At 56.1% G+C, this 21,604-nt stretch carries 6 protein-coding genes; 1 reads left to right on the top strand and 5 read right to left on the bottom strand.

Translation table 11 applies throughout. The features are described from left to right. Positions 1-29: 29 nt before the first annotated feature. The 4 genes from NE637_RS05045 to NE637_RS15865 all read right to left on the bottom strand — a co-directional run bounded on the left by NE637_RS05045 (position 30) and on the right by NE637_RS15865 (position 8,913). On the bottom strand, positions 30-4,004 hold the full coding sequence (locus tag NE637_RS05045) for a response regulator (RefSeq protein WP_256267592.1): 3,975 nt from the start codon (positions 4,002-4,004) through the stop codon (positions 30-32). 225 nt (positions 4,005-4,229) lie between these two features. Next, positions 4,230-5,897, bottom strand: coding sequence for a methyl-accepting chemotaxis protein (locus NE637_RS15800; RefSeq protein ID WP_371740812.1), 1,668 nt, complete (start codon positions 5,895-5,897; stop codon positions 4,230-4,232). After that, on the bottom strand, positions 5,849-6,466 hold the full coding sequence (locus NE637_RS15795) for a cache domain-containing protein (RefSeq protein ID WP_306804687.1): 618 nt from the start codon (positions 6,464-6,466) through the stop codon (positions 5,849-5,851). The genes NE637_RS15800 and NE637_RS15795 overlap by 49 nt, the downstream gene beginning before the upstream one ends. A 695-nt stretch (positions 6,467-7,161) precedes the next feature. Further along, on the bottom strand, positions 7,162-8,913 hold the full coding sequence (locus tag NE637_RS15865; protein WP_227118092.1) for a methyl-accepting chemotaxis protein: 1,752 nt from the start codon (positions 8,911-8,913) through the stop codon (positions 7,162-7,164). A gap of 719 nt (positions 8,914-9,632) precedes the next feature. Between NE637_RS15865 and NE637_RS05030 the strand changes: the two genes are divergently transcribed. Then, the gene (locus tag NE637_RS05030; protein WP_227118039.1) at positions 9,633-20,426 is read left to right on the top strand and encodes a VCBS domain-containing protein; all 10,794 of its coding nucleotides are present in this window, start codon (positions 9,633-9,635) and stop codon (positions 20,424-20,426) included. A gap of 115 nt (positions 20,427-20,541) precedes the next feature. On the opposite strand, the gene NE637_RS05025 is transcribed toward NE637_RS05030, so the two are convergent. After that, a complete protein-coding gene (locus tag NE637_RS05025) occupies positions 20,542-21,465 on the bottom strand; it encodes a phosphoglycerate dehydrogenase (protein ID WP_192112671.1) in 924 nt (307 codons plus the stop codon). Positions 21,466-21,604: the final 139 nt, after the last annotated feature.

Genomic DNA, 21,604 nt, shown 5'->3' with positions numbered 1-21,604 from the left:
GAACAGTGCGAAGGGCGAGGAGGCGGTTCCTACAAATCGATTGTTTGCTGTAGGCTGTCTCCACCGGATTTGCGGCACCAGCGCATGGCAACTTCTGCCAGCGCCGTGGGGTCGATGGGCTTGGAAATGTGGTCGTTCATGCCCGCCTTGAGGCATTTTTCCCTGTCGCCCACCATGCCGTGAGCTGTGAGGGCAATGATGGGCAAATGGCGGAACCCTGGTGTGGCGCGTATCATGCGTGTTGCCTCAAAGCCGTCCATTTCGGGCATCTGTATGTCCATGAATACGGCTGCGTATGCGCCTTTGCAAATCATATCCACGGCAATGCGTCCATTATCGGCGATATCCACCACAAGGCCCATGCCTTCCAGCAGCTCCTTGGCGACAATCTGGTTGATTTCATTATCTTCAGCCAAAAGCACACGCTGGCCTTCCAGCCCCTCTATAAACCTCGGCAGCTCGTTGCCGGTCAGCAGGTTGTCTTCTGCCGGCTGGTTGCGGCGCGTGGCCTCCTGAATGGCGCGCAGCAGCGTTGTTCTGCAAACAGGTTTGCAGAGAACATGATTGATGCCCAGGGCGGTTGCCTGCGTATTGAGTTTGCCCAGATTGTGAATCCCGGTCAGGATAATGACGGGCATGTTCTGCAATTTTTTAATCCGCGCTGCGGCTTTCAGATTGATTTTTTCAGACTGGTTGCAATCGATCAGCGCTACCTCGTAGGCCATGCCTGCCTTGGCGGCTTTTGCGGCAACGCGCGCACCCTGTGTGCAGTCTGCTGCCTCGCCGTATTGCAGCCCAAGGCCTGCGAGGGTTTGCCCCAGTTTCTCCCTCCGGGCGCTGTCGCTGTTGACCACAAGGGCGCGCAGGCCAGAGAGTTCCTGCACCTCCGGCAGTGTGGCATGCCCAGCCGGGGGCAGGTCAAAGGATGCGGTAAATAGAAATGTGCTGCCCTGATCGGGCGTGCTTTCGACCGTGATAGTGCCACCCATCATTTCCACAAGCCTTTTGGAAATGGAAAGCCCCAGACCTGTGCCGCCGAACCTCCGTGTTGTGGACATATCGGCCTGCGAGAATGCGTGGAACAGCTTTTGTTTCTGCTCTTCCGACATGCCGACGCCAGTGTCGCGGATGCTGAAAAGCAGGGTTATTTTGTTGCCCACGGCACCACACCGCTGCACCCGCACGCAAACCTCGCCCTGATCAGTAAACTTGATGGCGTTGCCCACAAGGTTGATAAGCACCTGCCCCAGCCGCAGAGGATCGCCCATGAGGGTGAAGGGAACGTCCGGCTCCACGTCAATCAGCAGTTCGACCTTGCTTTCAGCCAGTTTGACAATATCGAGGCTTGCCAGCCCTTGCAGCACTTCGTCCAGCTCAAAGTCCACATTCTCAATATCCATGCGGCCCGCTTCAATCTTTGAAAAATCCAGAATATCATTGATGATGCGCAGCAGTGATTTGGCGGAATCCTTGATGCTGGAGAGGTAGCTGTGCTGCTTGCCCGTGAGCTTGGTTTGCAGGGCGAGATAGGCCATGCCGATAACGGCGTTCATGGGGGTGCGGATTTCGTGGCTCATGTTCGCCAGAAATTCGCTCTTGGCGCGGTTGGCTTCTTCCGCAGCCAGGGCAGCCTGTTGCATGGCTCGCTGGCTTTTTACAAGCTCTGTAACGTCGCGGCAGTCTTCAATGGCCCCCAGCAGTTCTCCTTCGGGCGAAAGAAAGGGCGTAGCCACAACATCGCAGTAAATCTCATCGCCGTTCTTGCGGCGGCGCATAGTGGTTTCCGCAGCTTTGGGAGCGCCGTTCAGCACTCGTGTAACCGCGCAGGTGGCGCATTTTTCGGAATTTTGCGTGTAGTCGGAACAGCGGACGCCGATCACTTCCTCACGGCAGAATCCGTGCAGCTTCAGAAAAGCGTCATTGGCCTGCAAGACAATGTGATTGGTGTCCAGCACGCGCATGGCGCTGCCCGCAGCGTTGAATATCTGGGCCATCTCTGTCTGCGTGCGCAGGGCCTGCCGCTCGGCCTTGCGTCGCTCAGTAATGTCTGTGGCTGTAATGACAATGCCAAAGATGTTGCCGTTGTCGTCCTTGAGCGGAACTTTGCAGGTGTCAAGATCCCGCAGGTCGCCGCTGGCATTGCGGTAGGATTCTTCACTGGTAAGCGGCTCCCCGGTTTTCAGAACTTCTGCATCAGCAAGTGTTGCGGTAGCGGCAATTTCCGGGGGCAGGTTGTCTTCGTTCTGTTTGCCGATCATGTCCTCTGCCGGGCGGCCTATAAAGCGCTCAAACTGGCGGTTGACCAGTATATATCTGCCAGCCGTGTCAATCAGCATGACCATGCTTGGCTGGTTGTCCATAACCGTTTTAAGCTGCCTCTCCCGTTGGCGCAGAGTGCTTAAGGCAATCTGGGTGGCCTGGCTTTCGCGCGCAAGTCTGTGGTTGGCAATCAGTATTACGCACAAAAAACTGCCAACAAGCAGGGCAACCACGCCGCCCACCTGTTTGATGCGTTCCCAGTCTATGTCCTTTTCAAGCCGCAGGCTGCCCCAGCGTTGGGCCATTTCCAGCAGGTTGGTGTAGGGGATGCTCTCGTAGGCTTTTTCAAAAATTCTGGGGAGTTCTGGCCAGTCAGAGCGAAAGGCAATTTGCGCAGCATAGCGCAGATCGGGCAGCCGGGTATGCCTGAGATCGTTACGCTCGCCATTGGTCAGAAAAAAACTGACGGATACAGAAAGGCCCACCACAGCATCGTAGCGCCCTGATCGCAGCCCATTAAGGGCGTCGTCCATGACCTGCAAGGGAACCACAATGGCGTTGGGCACGAGTTTTTCCAACTGGATTGCAACGCCGGGGTATGCCAGCACGGCTACGGTCTTTTTTGCCAGGTCACGGGGGCTGGTAACGGAAAAACCCGCATTGGCCCTGGTAACCACATCCAGCGGCAGATAGAACAACAGGCTGTGCTGGTGCGTATTTTCGTGCACTGGCGGGAGTTTTTCGCTGAAAGGCACCACGTCTATCTGCTGGGTTGCCAGATCTGTGCTCAGGTTTCGGGTAGAAGCTTCGGGATGGGGGACAATTTCCACGCCCAGAATCCCTGCGACAGCCCGCAAAATATCAGCGCTGATGCCGTCAAACTGCCCCTGTTTATTGGTAAAGGCGAGGGGTGCCCCGTCTTTAAGAAAACCAACGCGCCAGCGGGAGTGCGTTTCAAGCCACTGGCGTTCATGCGTGCTGAGGTTCAGGGGGCGGCGCACCCTGTTTGTTTCGCGCATGGCGGGTACGCGCACCCAGTATTCCTCAAGGGCGATGAGTTCCGCTCGGGGAATCTGGGCCATGCCCTGTTCCACAAGTTCCAGAGTGTCCATATCGCCTTTGCGCACGCCGGGCCGGAGTGTGTCTTCCAGCAGGGGGAAAGGCTCGGTGGAAAATTTTTCGTTGAGTCCCAGGCGGTCGATGGCACTGATAAGCGGCAAGAGTGGCCCGGCAACGCCTTGAGCCAGGCCGCCGCCCACAGCCATGATCATGTCCTTGAAGGATGCCAGCGACAAAAGACGCAGTGTGGGGTAGCGGGTGCGCAGATGCGTTTCAAGGATGGTGCCCTTGAGGGTGGCGATAACCGGCGCCGGAGTGCTGTCCATATCAGCGTTGGCGCCCGAAGCCATAATGATCACGCCGCGCGAGGGAAAGAGCGCTGGGCCGAAATCCAGCAGCAGGGAGCGGGTGGCGGAGCGAAAAAGTCCGCCATGGATTTGCGATTGACCGGAGCGGACATCGGTCAGCAAGTCAGGCCATTCCCCCATGCGAAATTTAATATCTCGCCCGACCTTCTCGCCCCACAGTCGCCAGATATCCACAAGCAGGCCAGATGGCTCACCAAACATGGATACAAAGGAATAAGGCTCGTTTTCACGGGGAAGGGAAACAATGATCGGGTTTTGGCTGTCGGCTGCCAGAGCGCGGGAAGGAACTGCGGCGGTCGTAATGGATGCGATCGCCATAAAAAGCAAAATTCCAGCAATAAAGCCGCGCATAGAATTCCTGGGCCGTTGGAGTTGCATGTCTGTCAGGCTTGCCAGCAGTTTCAAAATATTATTTCAAAAAATGCAGCATCGCTGATTGGAAAATTCTCTCCTAGTTTAATGCAGTGAAAGTGAAGGTGTGTCAATGGCTTGCCCAGCCTCAGCGAGAGGAAGGGCCGGGCAAGCCATTATGTATTACATTGATTATTTCTGTGTTTTCATTTCGTGAATGAGGTTTTGCAGTACTTTTGACTGTTGCGCAAGTTCAGACACAGCGCTTGATGCCTGTTCCATCGCCTGCGCTGTTTCAGCAGAAATTGCAGAAACCTGTTCAACAGACTTGTTGATTTCTTCACTTGCTGCAGATTGCTGCTCGCTTGCAGTAGCAATTGACTGCACCTGGTCGTTAACCTGTTCAACGAGGTTGAATATCTGGCTCAAGGCTTCGCCGGAACGTACGGAAAGGTCTGTAGCGCTTTCGATGGTTACGGCAGCCTTGTCCACGTTGGCAATGTTTTTGCGGGTGCCTTCCTGAATGTCGCGGATGGCCTGTCCCACTTCCTGCGTGGCGGCCATGGTCTTTTCCGCCAGTTTGCGCACTTCATCGGCCACAACCGCAAATCCGCGTCCGGCATCGCCAGCGCGGGCGGCCTCGATGGCGGCGTTAAGGGCCAGCAGGTTGGTCTGGTCGGCAATGTCGGCGATCACGTTCATGATCTGCCCAATGCCTTCGGCCTGCTTGCCAAGGGCGTTCATGTCTTCCTTGATGGCCAGCGACTGATCCCGGACAGTTTCAATGCCCTTGACCGCATCGCTGACAATATTGGAGCCCTCAAGGGCCTTTTGCTTGGTCTGGGTGGAGGCATCCGCTGCCTGCTGCGCGTTGCGGGCCACTTCAAGCACGGTGGCGTTCATTTCTTCCATAGCTGTGGCGGTTTCGCGCACCCGTCCAGACTGCTCGTCCGCGCCGCGGCTCGATTGCTCAATCTGGGATGAAAGCTGCTGCGAGGCCGCAGTGACGATTTCCACCACGCCTTCAAGCTGCCCGGCAGCGTGCAGCATGCCCTCGGCCTTGGCACGTTCGGCCTGGGCCTTGGCGGCGTGGGCCTCCTCCATGGCGGCCTGCGCTTCTTTCATTGCTTTTTGAGCTTCCTCGCCCTTGGCGTGCGCCTCCGCGATCATTGCTTGCAGATTGGCGACCATTGTGCGCAGAGAGCTGGCCAGTACGCCGATTTCATCCTGCTGGTTCACCACCAGTTCTCGGCTGAAATCACCTGCGGCCACGCCTTCGGCGTAGTCCTTGGCCCTGATGAGCGGCCGCGTAAGCGAGCCCGCAAAGAACCACAGACAGATTATGCCCAGCAGGGCCACGCCTGCGCCCACCATGATCTGATTCAAGGCATCGTTCTTGGCGCGCTCGTTGAGTTGCGCCTCAAGGGCATCGGCATCAGCCAGCACAACATCTCTGGGCAACCTGACAAGTACGGACCAGAATTTGCCAGAGCGGCCAAGTTTCACCGGGGCGTATGCCATAATGGATTTGCCGTCCACGCTTAACCCGGCATAGGCCTTGCCTTCACGCACGTTGGGCATGACCTTGTCCGCATTGGGCAAGCCGTTGCTCAATGCTTTGCCGACCATTGAGGCGTCGCCGCTGTTGGCAACTACCAGTCCGTCATAGCTGATAATGAATACATCGCCCTTGCCGCCGTAGATTTTGGCATCAACATCTTCTGCCATCTTCTGCAAGAAGGTGAGGCGCAGGTCTGTGCCGGAAACGCCAAGGAACTTGTTGTTTTCCTTGACGGGCACGGAGATTGTGGTCAGCCACTCTGTTTTGCCCTGCACAATGTAGGGGAAGGGGTCAAGCACGCTTTCCTTGCCGGTTTCCCTGGGCCAAGGTACCAGCCGCCCTTGCGTACGCCGTTGGCGTGCTTGGCATCGCTTTCGTACTCCACCAGGGCCTGTCGGCTGATCTTGCCTGTTTCATCGCGGTTCCAGTACGTAATAAATCGGCCCGAAGCATCGTGGGCTTCTGTGTTGGCGTACAGGGCATCCATGCCGTCAAGGGCGTTTGGCTCCCATGCGGAATATGAACCCAGATATGTGGGGTTGTTATCAAGGTTGGCGCGTAGAATTTTAACAAAAAGATCGCGCAGGTGCTCGCTGCCGAGATTGGCGCGCAACACCTCGAAGATCTTTCCAGTTGTGCGGGCGGTGTCAATGTTGTCCTGAAGGGCAGTTTCCACAACGGAGGCCCTGTCAGAAACCAGAGATTCAAGTGATGAAATGGCGCTTTTTTCCAGAAGTTGCGAAACGCGGTTGGAAACAAACTCCTTGGTGTTGCTGGTGGAGTACAGCCCGAAAGCCATCAGTATTGCAGCCGTGGCAATCAGCCCAAGACCCGCAGCCAGCGCAATTTTTTGCTTGATAGAACGCATAAGTCCTTGCCCCCCTGAGATTGGCGTCGAAAAATCAGCGCGACGATTGAATCCTGCTACTATGAACAAAATCCTTATCTTATTGAGTGAACAATCAGCATTAAATGCTATCCAGTTATATTATCGGCTGATTATGTAATAAGATTAGGGCGAAGAATATTGCTTGTAAAGAATGTATTTGGCTGATGCTAGTTGTAAGGGTGTGTAAAAAATTAACGAAATCGTATTTGTAATTAAATTATTTAATAAAAATGAATAAATTGGATTTTTGTTTGTAGTAAATGTAGATTTAAAATCCTGAAAAAATATTGTGAATGTAGAAGCTGTATAGTAGCGACATAATAGTTGGCAAGAGTGCGGGTTTTAACATTTGGGAATTATTCTGCTGTGGCACTTTGATGCATTTTTGTATCACACGATATCGCGTCATCGGAGGAAGGCGGGCCAGCATAGCAAAAAGCGCCGACAGAGCCAGCGCTTGGTGTGTTGATCTTGTCAACGCAAACGAGAAGATGGAGCAGGCTAGATCCTTGCTCGCGAGGGCATATGGCGAGCAAGTTTTTTTGTACCTCAACCCGCAGCCCTGTCACCAGCGGGGGCAAACCCCGTAAAACGGGATTTGCCCGAAAGGCGACGGCAAAACAGGAGGCAGGTGGTTGCAGCAGGGGATTCTGCACGGGGCGAAGCAGCCCTGCCTAAGCGGCTTCACCCTGAGCCTTCATTTCAGCGATAAGGCCTTGCAGTACCTGTGATTGCTCCAGCAATTCGGAAACAGCGTGCGAGGCCTGTTCCATGGCCTGGGCGGTTTCCGCAGAAATGGTAGCCACCTGCTCCACAGACTGGTTGATTTCCTCACTGGCGGCGGACTGCTCTTCGCTGGCAGTGGCAATGGACTGCACCTGATCGTTCACGTGTTCCACAAGGGTGAGAATCTGTTGCAGGGAGTCGCCTGATTTTACAGAAAGAGTGGTGGCGCTTTCAATAGACATCGCCGACTTGTCCACGTTTTCAATATTCTTGCGGGTGCCTTCCTGAATATCGCGGATAGCCTGCCCGACCTCCTGCGTGGCGGACATGGTTTTTTCCGCCAGTTTGCGCACTTCGTCAGCAACCACGGCAAACCCGCGCCCGGCATCGCCCGCACGTGCCGCCTCAATGGCCGCATTTAGGGCCAGCAGGTTGGTCTGGTCTGCAATGTCGGCGATCACGTTCATGACCTGGCCAATGCCTTCAGCTTGCTTGCCAAGTGCATTCATGTCTTCCTTGATGGCCAGCGACTGATTCCGGACAGTTTCAATGCCCTTGACCGCATCGCTGACTATGTTGGAACCTTCAAGGGCCTTTTGCTTGGTCTGGGTGGAGGCGTCCGCCGCCTGCTGTGCGTTGCGGGCCACTTCAAGCACGGTGGCGTTCATTTCTTCCATGGCTGTGGCGGTTTCACGCACGCGGCTGGACTGCTCGTCCGCACCCCGGCTGGACTGTTCGATCTGGGCGGAAAGCTGCTCGGAAGCTGTGTTGACAATACCCACAACGCTTTCAAGCTGGCGGGCGGCCTGCAACATGCCCTCGGCCTTGGCCCGTTCTGCCTGCTTGCGGGCAGCTTCCGCCTCAAGGGTCGCCTGCTGGGCTTTTTTCGACTCTTCCGCTGCCTCCAGGCCTTTTTGTTCGGCTTCGGCGATCTTGGTCTTCAGCGTAGCTACCATGTTCTTCATGGCGCCAAACACGCCCTGTTCTGTGCGGGCCGGGTCAAAGCGCGCGTCCAGATCACCGCCAGCGATTGCCAGAGCCAGCTTTGAAAGTGAGGCGGGTTCATCTCCCAACTGGCGCAGCATGTTGCGGGCCATGAAAAAGCCCAGCCCAAGGCCCACCAGCACGGAGGCAATAATGCCAATAATGGTGATGAGGCGTGAGGTTTCATACATACGCGTGCTTTCGTGGTTCAGTTCATCTGCTCGTCGAAGTTTAAGATCAACGACCGCCTGAATGGCTTGTGCAACGTCTCTCATGGCTTGCCGCGCCTGGGTGTTGGAGAGCTGTTGCGCCTGCTCGTTCATGGCGGCATCGCTTGTTCTGCCGAGTTCAATAACTTTTTCATGCAGGACAAGCCATGCTTTAATAGGCTGGATCATTTTGTCGCAGAGCGTCTTGCCTTCACCCGATGTAAAATACTTGGGCAAAGTTTGCATCAGGGCCTCCAGCTTTTTCCTTTCCTCGGCGAGCAGCTGAAGGCAGCGCTGTATTTCACCAGCTTCATTGGTAAGAATGAGATTCTTTTCTTCTCTGATTAACCTTAGCACGGTTACATTAATATCCCGAGCGGTATTAAGCCCTTTAACATGGATATTATAAAGATTATCTATGCCATCAGAAAGATTGCTGAGGCTGCCAACTGAATATGTACCGATGGCAACTGTAAGAGTGAAAGGAGCAATGAAAGTCCAAACAATTTTTGCATTGTAGAAAGCTTAATCATTTTCCCCTCCGCACGATGGATGTTGCCAGTTAATGGTGCAAAAGCGTCTGGGGGAACGCTTGTTAATGCAATCTCATTCGGCATCTTTCTGGTTTATCATAGGGTATAATACAAAAAAAATTCCATTTGTAAATGATATTATATATTGTATGTAAATATTTTATATATGATAGTAATCAATATCATAGAGTGGTTGCGTAAGATGAGTTGTTTAAACAGTGCAGACGGCTGATCCGTGAGTATGCGGATATCGTTGAAAAAATCTGGAATTGAGGCGTTCGTCAGAGAATAGAGAAACTTTTGCCCGACGGGGGAAAAATGCTCGGGCGGCTTGACATATCCCTGCAAACCACGGCAAGTTGGTTTTGCCAGAGCTGGGTATCACGCGTGGCGGCAGCAGCCGTATTTGCGCGGGCCAGTTGGCGGAGGCCGACCCTGGGCCTCTCATAGACATGACTACTACGCCGAGCCTGCTTCAGGTTCCGGTGTGTCGATAAAAAGGGCTGTCGGCAGCATTGGCTGCTGGACGCTTTTCCTTTTTATTCGCGAAGGTTTCCCCTTCTTTATTCCCCGTCATTGCGGCGCATTGGCGCCTTTTTTCCGCAAACGCGTGAGTGCCGTTTTTGCGGCTTATGCCGTTTTGCGCGTTAAACCGGGTATTGTTGTAATGCCCAGTAAAAAGAAGGTATTTCCATGGCAGACATCAAGCTTGTTCGCCCCTCCGCCGGTCAGACTGCCGTTATTCCCAGCGCGCCCGATGCCCGCATGGTTCTTGATTTTTCTGCTGACCAGGTCAGCATTGAACGCCCGCAAGGTTCCGACAGCCTCTTTTTCCGTTTCGACGATGGCGCAGCCATTGAATTGCAGAATTTTTACACCCAGTACAACAAGGACGACATTCCCTCATTTGAGGTTGACGGTCAGCTCATTGCGGGTGCGGATTTTTTCAACGCCTTCGGGCCAGACCTTGCCCCTGCCGCCGGCCCTTCGGCTTCGCCCACCCGCAGCGGCAGATACAGCGATTTTGCCAACGCGGGGCTTGAAGACGGCGTAAACCACCTTGACGGGCTTGATTACCGTCTTGGTTTTGGCGGCGACACCCAGCCGAACATCAATCCCTACGCTTCGCCCTTTCTCACCAATGCCGCACCCACGTTGTCCACTGGCGGCGCAGCCATTGCCATTGGCCTTACGGAATCTGCATGGGACGGCAAAACCGCCAGCGCCGCGCCTGTGGTCAGCCAGAGCGGTTCATTTTCTGTGGCCGACCCGGATGGCGACAGTCTGACCACCACCGTGAGCATGGGCGGCAAGGTTGTAGCGGTCAGCACCGCTGGCCCCACGACTGTTGAGAGCGACTATGGTACGCTTGTTATCACGCCCTCAGGCGGCGGCAGCAACATTACCTTTACGTACACCTACACCCTCAAGCAGGATCCCGACAGCCCCACGGACAGCCTTGCCCAAGGCGAGAAGCAGGCCGACAACATTGTTTTCTCCATCAATGACGGGCAGGGCCATACCGTGACCCAGCCCATCAATGTTGTCATCACTGGCAGCAACGACGCGCCGGATATTACGGGGGTTGGCTCTACGCTGACGCTCAAGGAAGGCGGCGTCTACGCCGACCAGCCTGTGGGGGACAAACTGCATGCGGATGAGCTGAACGGCGCACCCGGTGTGCAGGCTACCCTGAGCGGCACCATTACGGCTCATGATCCCGACCACGGCGCGCAGTTGTATTTTGGCCTCAAGGACGTGAACGGCAATCTGCTGGACATGACCAGCGTCAACGCTGACGGCACCCTCAAGGGCACGTTTGTGATCGGTTCTGTTAACAATCCCGACCATACTGCTTCCGATGTGGTGGTGACGGGCATAGCCGAGCAGGGCGGGCAGATTGTCATCAGCACCAATTATGGCGATCTGGTGCTGGGAAAAACCAGCGACACCACGGCCACGTATACGTTTACGCTGAAAAACGCCGATGGCGAGGGGGCCACCAACAAACTGGCCGAGGGCCAGCAGGTCAGCCTGAAGTTTGAGCCCTATGTGCGTGACGAGCACGGCGCTGAAGACGGCAACAGCTCAACCCTGCGTGACGGCACCGCGGCGGGCAACGCCATTGTTATCAACATTCTGGGCACCAACGATGCGCCCACCATTACGCAAAACGCCTGGAACGGCCAAAGCGGCAGCACCGCCCTGAGCGCCACCCTGACTGAAGCCAGCGACAGCACCGCCCAAAGTTCTGTGACCGGCACGATCATTGGGCATGATGTGGATAATGGCGACTCGCTGCACTACGGTCTGATCCAGCCCGGCAGCGACACCATGCACGGCAAGGTGTATGTGCTGCTTGCCAGTGACGGGCACACCTTAACGACCACCACGGATGCATCCACCGCCGCTACGGCCAAAAACTATGTGGGCGAATTCACTCTGACAGAAGATGCAGACCCCACCAAGGGCGCATCCTACAAGTTCACTCTGTACAATGATTCGCCCGCCGTGCAAGGCATGCAAGATGGCGATTCGCAGGATGTTTCCATAGGTCTGGTGGCGCGCGACAGCTTTGGCGCCTATGTGCAGGAAAGCGTCAGCGTTACCGTCAAGGGTGCCAATGACACGCCTGTTATCACTACCGCACCGACTCTCGCCGCATTGTCGGTGGTGGAACTCGGCGTCAAGAATGTGCACGGCGATCCCAACGAGGCTTTTGCAGGCACACCCAAGGATGCGGATTCTGGACACAGCTTTACTGTGGCCGATGTGGACAATAACGACACCCAGGCCGTCAGTATTGCGGTGAAGGAATTGCCGGGCGCGGCTTTTAAGGACAACCATGACGGCACCTATACCGTCACCACTCCTGAAGGCACGTTTACGCTCACGGCTGGCGCTGCCGTTGCCAATGATTCCGGCAGCAGCAAAACCTACACGTATTCCTACGAGCTGAATAACAGCGCCAGCGAAACGCAGGCCCTCCATGAGGGCGAAACGCGCAATTATACCTTTACGGTTACTGTCACGGACAGCAAGGGCGCGCATGTTGATCAGGCCGTCAGCCTGACCATCACGGGCACCAACGACCAGCCCCAGTTGACCATAACCCCCGGCGACACCGGCACGTTAAAGGAAGACGCTGCCACAACCACATCCGCAGGCACCTGGGCCGTGGTCGATCCTGATAACGATGGCAGCAGCCAGACTCTCTCCATTGCAGGCATGGGGCAGACTGCCAGCGGCGCAATGAATGTAAGCAGCCATACGGGCAACCCCGTTTCCGTCGCAACGGACTACGGAACTTTGACCCTGAAGTCTGACGGCACCTATACCTACGAGCTGGATAACAGTAAGCCCGCCGTGCAGAAACTTGGCGAGGGGCAGTCGCACACGGAAAGCTTCACCGTTACCACCACAGATATCCATGGAGCCAACCACTCCCAGGCAATAACAGTGGTTATTAACGGCACCAATGACAATCCCGTCATTGGCAGCTCCGTTATCGCTGTTGACGTGATTGAAAAGGGCGTGCAGGGCAGCCATGACCCCGCCCACTCCAATGATCTTTTCAACGGCACGGTTGCGGCTCAAGGCTACGTTACCGCCACGGATGTGGACGATAACGACAATTCTGGCGGCAAACCCGCGCTGACCTTCAGCGTGGCCGCCGGAACCGGCACCACGGTGGACACCCACGGGGCCAACAGCGCCACAACCGTAACCACCAGCTACGGCACACTTGTTATTGACCCCAAGACTGGCGCTTATACCTACACGCTCGACAACACCAAGGCCGATGCGCTCAACGAAAACCAGAAAGTCACGGAAACCTTTGTAGTCAAAGTGGCGGACGGGCATGGCGGGTCAGTAACCCAGCCCATTACCGTGACCATCACAGGCACAAACGACAGGCCCGACCTTTCCCTGGCAGCACCGAGCGCCAGTTCCTTTAAGGAAGACAGCGGCAGCTATCAGGCCAGCGGCACCTTTACTGTGGCTGATGCCGATGCTGACGGCGCGTTCAAGGGCAGCACCAACGGTGCGGCCAACCATAGCTATGCCATAGCTGGCGGCACCTCCGGCGGTGAAACCACTACCGGTACGGGCAGTGTGGATCCAGGCACTGGCGTGGTTACCTATACGACCAAGTTCGGCGTTCTTACCGTCAATCCGGACGGCACCTACAAGTATGATCTGAACAATGGCTCCAATGCGGTGCAGAATCTGGGCGAGGGGCAAACACATACCGAAACCTTCCAGGTCAAGGTAACGGATCTGCACGGCTCCACAGACACGGAAACCGTTTCCTTCACGATCACGGGCGCCAATGATCAGACCCTGATTGACAAGACCAGCGGCACCCTGACGGTCAAGGAAGCGGGCGTGGTTTCTCTGGCGGACCCGGCGCACACCGGTTCTGGTTCGTCCATCCCGGGCTACAACAATGTGGCAGCCAACGGCAGCAAGCTGAACGATGGTTCCAAGGCAGTGAGCGGCGGTTCGTTTACCGTGACGGACATGGACACCAATGATGTTCTCAAGGCTACTTTGAGCGGCGGCAAAATTGCCACGCCTGTCATCATGATGGGTGACAACAAATGGAGCGTCAATGATGATTACGGCAAGCTGACGGTCGAAGAATTGCGTAGTGTCAACAGCGATGGTTCGGAATCTATCACCTATTCATACAGCTACGCCGTTAATCAAACCAAAACCGCAAGTCTGGCCGAAGGCGAAACTAAAACCCTGAATTACACCATTTCCGTTACGGACGGTCATGGCAATCCTGTGGCGCACAATATCGCCATCAACGTGCAGGGCACCAACGATGCGCCCACAGTGACGGGCAAGACCCTTACGCTGAAGGACGACGGACGGCTGGACGGCGGCAACGCCCAGATGCCTTCCGGCACAGGGGATCCTGCGGCCCACGGCAACAGCTATAAAGATTCGGTTGAGGGCGCGTTGACAGGCAAGGATTCCGATACCGGCGCCACGTTGACGTATGGTCTCATCACCGCTACTTCCGGCGCAAATGCCTACAAGCATTTGGGCACAGATTCCGGCGAGCTTTCGACGGGTTCCGTGGCTGGCACCTTTGTCAAGGATGGCGTGACCCAGACCACTGCCATCGGCGCAGACATGGTTGCGAGCACTGGCGCATATCCCGGTACTGGTGGCGGCAACGCCACGGTTATCAACGTCTACGCCGCCGGGCAGCCGCATTCTGCGGAGTCTCTCTACGGCACGCTGTATCTCAACGAAGCCACCGGCAAATATACCTTTACCCTGGCGACGGGCAGCAATGCCGTTAACGCCCTTGGCTCTGGAGAGAAGCTCACGCTGAACTTCAAGGCTGTGGCTGTGGACGAACACAGCGCATCTTCCACAGCGATTACCATTCCCATTGTCATTTACGGCACCAACGACAAGCCCGTGCTGACCCTGACCGACAGTTCCCTTGAAGTGACCGATGGCGGCCCTGTTTCTGACACCGCCCTGGCAGGCAGCGTCAAGGTGACGGATGCGGATGTTAACGATTCGCATACCTTCGGCATCGTGGACTACAGCGTTACCGAAACTGGCAATACCCCTGCAATGACTTCGTCTGTGGCAGGCAACTACGGTACGCTGAGCATCAACCAGCAGACGGGTGAATACACTTACACCCTCGCCAAGAATAACGCCGCCGTCATCAGCCTGGACAAGGGTGAAACGCTTCCCGAAACCTTCCAGATTGCCGTGGTGGACAAATACGGCGCGTACAGCCTGCAAACCATCACGGTTACAATTAACGGCAAGGACGATCCCACCATTATCAATACTGGCTGGGTCACGCCCAGCAATGCCGTTGTGGAGTCTGGGGTAAACCCGGTCACCAGTGCCGCTGCTGCTGCCAATGCCGCCAAAATGCAGGACGGTAGCGCTGGCGTACGCACTGCCACTGGCTACATTGGCGCGCATGATGCTGACACCACGGACAACAACGCTCTCGCCTCCGCTGCTGAAAGTGCCAAGCTGCACTATGTTATTCAGGTGGACGGCAAGAACTGCGATCTGAATGCCCTCATGGCTGGCACAGGTCTGCAAACGGGCACAGCCAGCATAGATGCCGATGGCAAGCTGACCCTTACGGGTGGTTCTGCCAGCACTCTTGACGTGGGGCAGGCCGCCAAAGATGCCAGCGGCAACATTGTCATCAAGCTGGAAAACGGTTCGCTGACAATCTCCAAGGATACCTCGCATACTGACGCCAACGGCACGTCCGTGTTCAAATACGTCTACACTGTGGACAATACCGATGCGGATGTGCAGGAAAAGAACTTTCATGAACACACAGAGGACAATTTCTCGGTAGTCGTTCATGACACTGCAACCAATACGGATGTGGCCAAGGCCCCAGTTTCCATACGCATTGAGGGCGCCAACGACAGGCCCATCATTACGCAGGCCCCTGCCGTCACCCTTACTGAAAGTGATGCGCATTCCACGACCGGACAGGTAGAACTGCTGGATTATGAACAGACCGGGGGCACAGCCCAGACGGTATCTTCGGGTTTCACCTTCTCGCTGGTAAAGTCCACCACTGACTACTCTGGCGACACACCAGTTCAGCAAGGCACGTACGGTCGCCTGATTATTGATCAGGCCACTGGCGAATACCGTTATGAGCGGACAGAAGATCTGACGTCCCTTGCCAAGGGCAGTTCTGTTACCGATACCTTCTATGTGCGCGTCAAGGATGCCGACGGCGCGTATTCTGAAATCAAGCCCATTGTCATTACCATCACAGGTGAGGATGCCGCAGGCAAGCTGGCAGGCAACGCCCTGACCGTCAAGGAAGACGGCGTCACAGGTTCAATCCAGGGCGTTCTGCACTATACCGAAGCTGACAAGCTGGGCGCCAACAAGGCACAACCTGTTGATGCCAGCGGTGGAACACTCGCTGCCGGGGTTATTCGCGGGCATCTTGGAGTGAATGATCCGGATACCAATCTGGATGCCGATGGACATGCCCTCAAGAACCTCACCGCAGGCGCGGAGAAAGACAGCTACAGCACCTACACATACAAGACCCTGTCCTATACTGACGGCACGGGGACGCATGATGTTGGCGGCAGCGGCAATGCCACTGCCGGGTATGACTACAAGGTTGGCGACTACGGCACATTGCATGTGAATGAAGATGGTTCCTATACCTTCACGCCCAATACCAGCAGCACGGCATTCAACGGTCTGGCCCAGGGTGAAAATGTCAGTGTGAACCTCGGCATAACCGCCCACAGCGACAGTGCTTCGCATGGTCAGTCCATTGACGGCTCTCTCAGCATTACCATCAACGGCACCAACGATGTGCCGGTGGTGAAGGCCGCGGCCCCATCGTTTACGGTGCAGGACTACACGGATGCCTTTACCGGGGGGAATGAGGACGCCAGCTTTACCACTCTGGCGAACCCCGCCACTGCCATTACCTATCTGACTGACCACCCAGATCTCATCAGGGCATATGTCACTCAGGGCATAGATAACATCATGGACGAGGTGAAGAGCCATTCTGGCCCATTCGGTAAGATCATCGACTTCTTCCACGGATGGGACGATGTGCAAAATTGGCTGACCAAGGTTGCCAACGGCGCGGCCAAAACTCTTGATGATTTTGGCAGGCTCGATAACCTGCTCACCAGTCTGAATCTCGGAAAGGACGTGAGTTCTTTTCTCTCCACCGTGGTTGGTGCTGAACGTGTCATTGTGGTGGATTCTGATGAAATTGCGGGCTGGTCCAATGGCTCATTGTTTTCTTCCCCTTCTGGCGACCCTGTGGTGCGCGGTACGCTCAATACTGCGGACCTCGTGACTGACAAGGATCATGGCTCCAGCCTTACGTTCTTTGCTGTTGAAAAAGGCGGTTCGGGCAATCTTGTTCAGGAAATAAAGGGTGAATACGGTACGCTGATCATCAGCCCCAATGGCACGTACCAATACGTGCTGGATCGGGCGGGCAGCAACTACCAGAATTATGTGAAAAATCATGCCAGTGGTGACACCACCACGGAAACGTTCACCATCTATGCGCGTGACGACCATAACGCCGTGGCCGAAAAGCCCATTGAGCTGATCATCAATGTGGGCAAGATGGGCGATGGTGTTGGCGGAGACGGCACCAAGTTCGGCAATCTCCCGATCAAGGATGTGGCTGATTCCGTACAGGAAGACGGCCTGATTGGTGAACAACATACTGGCAAAACTGTTACCGCGGGCAGCGTAACGCCGAGCAACAATGGCAAGTATGATGCCGATATGTTCCTGATTGACGGGGCTGGGCATGAGACATCCGTTATTTCAGATAAATACGGAACGATTACCTTGTTGCCCAATGGCAGATACAGCTACACGCTGAACAATGACCATCCGGACGTGCAGGCGCTGACAAAAACGGATACGATCATTCAAAAGTTTACGGTCACCAACGGCAGCGATTACAGAACTATTACCATCACCATCAATGGCAGCAACGACAAGCCATACGTGGTTTCGCAAAGCGACACCGTGGCCCTGGAACAGCACGCGGACGGCACATGGGCGCAAACAGACCCCTCTGGGTCCTTCACCCTGGCCGATGTTGACAGGGGGGAAACAGACAAGCTCGAACCGACCTCGTACACGGTTGCAGGCAAGCTCGGCGGCATATTTACTGTCACCAAGGGCAGCAACGGTAATTTCTCGTACACCTATGCGGCTCCCGCTGGCGGCACGAACTACAGCGGGCATATGGAAGACAGCGCAATGCTGACTCTTTCCAATGGCAACACTGCTGGCGACAAGGTGGAAGTCAAACTGTCCGCCGATCTTAATTACGCCAACGACAAGCCCAGCGCCCCTGTGCTGGTGGCTGGTTCTGATGTCGCGGTAACGGAAGATTCCCCGGCGGACATGGTGGCCAAGGGCTCCATTACCGCTACAGATCCGGACGTAACCGCGGCTGGCGCGCCCAAGGATGCGCTTAGCTTCGCCATTGTCGGCAGCGACGGCAAATCCACGGGCATGGTCACGGACAAGGATTATGGCACCCTGATCATGGGCAAGGATGGCAAGTACGAATTCCATCTCAATACCAGTAGCGAGGCTGTGCAGCAGCTTGGCGACGGAAAATCGCATGAAGTGACCTTCACTGTCCGCGCGAGCGATGGACATGGCGGCTACACCGATGCGCCCCTCACAATCACAGTGAATGGTGTCAACGATGCCCCTGTCATTACCCTCCATGCCGATGGTTCCAGCGTGGCTGGCTCGGGCGCGGCCCTCTTTGTGGCTGACGGGCAGGCAAACCTGACAGTCGGCGGAACGGCCGTGACGTACGATGTTGATGCAGGCGACAGCCTCACGCTCAAGCTCAACGGGCAGGCCATCGCATCGGGCAGCACTTCCGTCACAGAGGATGTTTACGCTTACAAGGACGCCTCTGGCTGGCATGTGGGCACCAGCGCTTCATCTGGTGCTGTGCTCATGGGCCTGCTGGAACTGAACAAGGACGGCACCTACAACTTCCAGGGCGACAAGGGCGGTATTGCGCATCTGGCCCAGGGTGAAACCCTGACCATCGACGCCAGAATCGGCGTGAGCGATGCAGCCGGAGCAACAGATACAGCAAAGGTTGCCGTCACTATCACAGGCACCAATGACGCCCCCAAAATGGAAGCCTTTAATGCTGACGCAACAACGCTTACAGATAATGGCGCTAGCGTTCAGACGCTTTCGGGCACCATTGCCGCCACCGATGTGGATGGCGACACGCTGACCTACTACATCATGTCTGGCGGCAAGTATGTGACGGAGCTGCATGACGGGCACGGTACACTCAAGCTTGATGGCAAGAATTACACCTATACGCTTGATGCTGCTTACGCCAAGAGCCTCGAGGCCCAGGGCAAGGATGTTGCAACCGCTGGTGGCTCATTTACCGTTGTGACCGTGGACAAATACGGCGTGGAAACCAGCCAGACCCTGGCAATCACCCTCAAGGGCGTGAACAACGACCCCACCTTCACCGCGCCCAGCCTTTCCATTGTGGAGGGGGCAAGCCCACTCACCGGCAATCTGGGGGCTACGGACGTGGACACCACTGATGCCCTGACATACAGCCTTGCCTACGGCTCTAACAGCGCCACGGCTTCTGGTGGAACAAATGCAGTTGTTGATGGGCATTACGGGCAGCTGACTCTGGACGCCTCCGGCAACTACAAATACACCCTGACCAACCACGAACTGGCCCAGGGGGCGAAAGCCACGGAAACCTTTACCGTTACAGTGAATGACGGGCAAGGCGGCACGGTAAGCCATGACGTTGTTGTCAACATCACCGGCACCAATGATGCTCCGGTGGCGCACCTTGATGCCTCAAGTCATGCGCTTTCAGCCACAGACGTTGATCTGGGGGATCACCTGGCGTTTTCCGTGAACGGGCACGAGCTGAATGCTGTTCCGCAGGGCACCACAGAGGTGCATGGCGCGTTCGGTACGCTGACCTTTACCGCTGATGAAACGCATAAGGATATGTTCTCCTATGGCGATTACAAGCTTGATTCCAGCTACGATTCCATAAGCAAGCTGGCTGCCCTGCACGAGGCAGGCTCGGACCTGAAGGACACTTTTGGCTATACAGTGTCTGACGGTCATGCCACCAACGGGCAGGCAAGCGGCACTATCTCTGTGGATATCAATACTGACAACTGGGATGGCCAAGGCGGCCATTTGCTCTTCGCCCAGGAGAACTCCTCGACGCATGTCTATGAGGCCGCAGGCGGAGCTGGCAGCGACATCCTGATTGGCGGCAGCCATGACGATATCCTTTACGGCGGCGCTGGGGACGACATCCTCTACGGTGGTGCAGGGCACAATGAATTGTATGGTGGAGAAGGCAACGATACCCTCTATGCCGGCAATGCAGGCGACCACCTCTATGGCGACGCTGGCAATGACCATCTCTACGGCGGGACAGGCAACGACTTCCTTGACGGCGGAGCCAATACCTTCGCCACCGATGGCGGCGGCAACCATTTGTATGGCGGCGCAGGCAACGATGTGCTGGTGTTCCATCAGGGCGACACCATTGACGGCGGCAGCGGCACAGACATGCTGCTGGTCAAGGGCGGCAGTGTGGATGCCCTGTTTACAGGAGCGGAACATGCCAAGGGCGTAGACGGCATCACAGGCGTGGAGGTAATGGTCAGTACTTCCGGCGATGCCTTGAACAACCTCACCGATATGGCAGAAATTGCGTCCAAAACCGGGGTTTCCATCAGTACTGGCAGTGACGGCAGTACCGCTGTGTCATTTGATGCTTCGCATTCATGGACAACCACAACGCAGACTGCGAGCAATGGCACCGTGTGGGATGTGCACAGCACAACTATAACTACCGACAGCGGGAGTGAAGCCGTACAGGTTGCCGTGCAGCATCTGACGACCAATCAGGGCGGCTAGTGGAGCGCATGCTCTTCTAAGCAGTCAATAACAGGCCCGCCCGCATTCTCCTGGAGGATGCGGGCGGGCTGCATTTCGCGCCCACAGGCGCGCACTATTCAGGCAGTGAAGCTGCTTACAGCCCCAGATCGCGCAACAGGTTGTCCACAGCCATGTTGCCCATGGTTTCCGTGGCTCCAGCGGTGGAGGACGAGCAGTGCGAACCCATCACAAGGTTGTCCAGCTCATACCACGCCGGATCAGCCGGGGGCTCCTGTTCAAATACGTCAAGGCCCGCGCCGTAGATGCTGCCCTCTTTCAGGGCTGCCAGCAGGGCAGCTTCGTCAATGAGTCCTCCGCGCGCGGTGTTGATCAGCACGGCGGTCTTTTTCATGCTTGCAAGGCGCTGGGCATTGATGAGGTTGCGGGTTTCGTCCGTCAGCACCGTGTGCAGGGTGATGAAATCGGCCTCGCGGCAAATGCGGTCAACGTCTGCGCGTTCCACGCCTTCCTTGGCGGCCCAGGCATCGTCCCACACAACGTCGTGGGCCAGAATCTTCATGCCAAAACCCTGTGCGCGTTTGACCACGCAGCGGCCAATGGCCCCAAGGCCGATGATACCGATGGTTTTGCCGTACAGGTCAATGCTGGTGATCTTGCCCCAGTCTTTCTGGCGGCAGCGGCGGTCAATGAGCCCGGCCTTGCGCGCCACCATGAGCATGAGGGTCAGGGCGTAGTCGGCAACGGCATTGCTGTTGGCCCCTACGGTGCGCGAGACCGCGATGCCGCGCTCCTTGCAGGCCGCAAGGTCGATGTTGTCCAGCCCAACGCCGTATTTGGCAATGGCCTTGAGGGCGGGGGCAGCAGCCAGCACAGGGGCGTCCATGGGATCAACGCCAAGAATAACGCCAGCGCAGTCGGCCAGCTTTTCCTTCATCTGCTCGGCGGAGAGAATGCCGCCCGTGTCGTTGCGTATCACTTCCAGCCCGGCCTGGGCCAGACGGTCAAACAGCTCGGGATTGGTTTTGCCGAAAGAACGGGGTGTTACAAGAATTTTCACAAAAACTCCTTGTGCGGATATGGGCAGAATCTGGGCCGGGAACCGGCGCATACAGCCTTACTACTCTGCGGGTATTTGTCAACGAGTGCGGATAAACGAAAAACCGCCGGAACGGCGGCAGCGGAATGCGCAAAATGGC

It is taken from the genome of Desulfovibrio desulfuricans (assembly GCF_024460775.1).
GTDB classification, from domain to species: domain Bacteria; phylum Desulfobacterota; class Desulfovibrionia; order Desulfovibrionales; family Desulfovibrionaceae; genus Desulfovibrio; species Desulfovibrio desulfuricans_E.
Note: the sequence above shows the minus strand (reverse complement) of the source record. Positions and strands in the feature narration are given on the sequence as shown.